The 2,022-nt window shown below is 34.9% G+C and carries 1 protein-coding gene; it reads left to right on the forward strand.

The window, feature by feature from the left end; all coding sequences use genetic code 11:
- Positions 1-14 precede the first annotated feature (14 nt).
- Positions 15-2,022 (forward strand): N-acetylmuramoyl-L-alanine amidase (locus ACZQCL_RS06180; RefSeq protein ID WP_482482272.1); only part of this gene is annotated, 2,008 nt, incomplete at its 3' end.

Consider the following 2,022-nt stretch of genomic DNA (forward strand, 5'->3'; position numbering starts at 1 on the left):
AAGGGGGATAGATAATGAGTAAAAGATTTAAACCGGTATTGGCATTAGTTTTAAGTTTGTTTATGTCTGTTTCTACATTATCAAATACATATACTGTTTTTGCAGAAGATGAGACAGCTGTACAAACAGATGAACAAATAAATGAAGATACTTCAACAGAAGAAGGAACACAAGAAGAAGTAAATCAAGAAGAGGATACTACTTCTAATCCAGTTAGTGAGGAGGAACAATTAGGAGATTCTAGTATGATGGAATATTTCTTAGTTGATAATCCAACCTTGACTTCTGGTTCTGCTGAAAATTTTGTTCTATCAATGAATGATGCGAATGGATATTCAGATTTCAGTATTACTGTTCAAAAGACGGATGGAACTACTTTTGATTTAGAAGCTAGTGAACAAGTTGATAAATTGGTTAAGTTCACAAAGGATTTTAGTTCTGCGGATAAAGGTGAATATAGTGTTACAACGCTTCATTATACCTATAATGGTGGAAAGTATTATTTAAACTTTAGTGATTTAGGTATGGATGTTAAGTTTGGTGTGGATCAAGAGTATTCTGGATATGATAAAACATTGCCAGATATGACACAGGATATCGTAGAAGATGATGAGTTAAACAGTGCAGTTGTTCAAGTAACGAATCTTGATGATGCATCTGAAGAAGTGGCTGAAGGTATTATGGCTTCAAATCCTGAGGCAGCGATGGCTTTGGTTGATGAAGATTCAGATATTGCGACACAAGCTAATGAGGGTGTTACTATTTGTTTAGATCCAGGTCATGGAGGAAATGATAGTGGTGCAATTGGGGTTAATAATGTGTATGAAAAGAATTTAACATTAAAAATTGCTCAGTATTGTAAACAAGAATTGGAAAAGTATAATTGTCGTGTTGTAATGACTCGTACAGGAGATACAAATCCGAGCCTTGAGGATCGTGCAAATTTTGCAAAATCGCAAGGCGCACAATATTTGATTAGTATTCATTTGAATTCAGCTGCAGGTGGTGGAGCAGTTGGTGCTGAAGTGTATTATCCAAATACACATTGGCGTCCAGATATTTCTGCAAATGGCAAAAATGTAGCGCAAGCTATTCAAAGCCAACTGGTATCTTTGGGACTTTATGATCGTGGTATTAAATTTAGAACAATTGATACAAATATATATCCAGATCCATTCAGATATGATGACAGTTCTGTTGCAGATTACTATGGAATTATTCGTAACGCAAAATACAATGGATTAACAGGAATGATTATTGAACATTGTTTTATTAACAATGTTTCAGATTATAATAATTATCTAAATTCAGATGCTAAGTTACAAAAATTAGGTGTTGCGGATGCGAATGGTATTGTAAGTGCCTTAGGTTTGACAAAAGCATCGGAGAATTCAGTAGTCAGTTCATCACCATCCATTTCCTACCAAACACATGTACAAGATTATGGATGGCAAAGTTGGAAATCAAATGGTGAAGTATCAGGTACTGTTGGCCAATCAAAACGATTAGAAGGTATTAATATTAAGCTTTCTAATATAAATGGAAGTATTGAATACAAGACACATGTACAAGATATTGGATGGCAGGACTGGAAATCAAATGGTCAAATGTCTGGAACTTCAGGACAATCAAAACGATTAGAAGCCATTAAAGTTAAACTATCTGGTGAAGCTGCAAACCAATATGATGTGTATTACCGTGTGCATGCACAAGATTATGGTTGGTTAGACTGGGCTAAGAATGGTGAATCAGCTGGTACTGAAGGGTATTCAAAGCGCTTAGAAGGTATTCAAATTGTTTTGGTTAAAAAAGGGGAAAATGCCCCTGGATCAACAAGTAGACCATTTATTTATAAAATGATTAAATACCAGACACATGTTCAAAATATAGGCTGGCAAGGCGAAAAAGCAGATGGTGAAATGAGTGGTACTACAGGACAATCTTTACGTCTAGAAGCTATCAAAATTCAATTATCAAGTTCAATTGATGGTGGAATTGTTTATAAAACACATGTACAAGACT

This window comes from Holdemanella sp. (assembly GCF_056804935.1).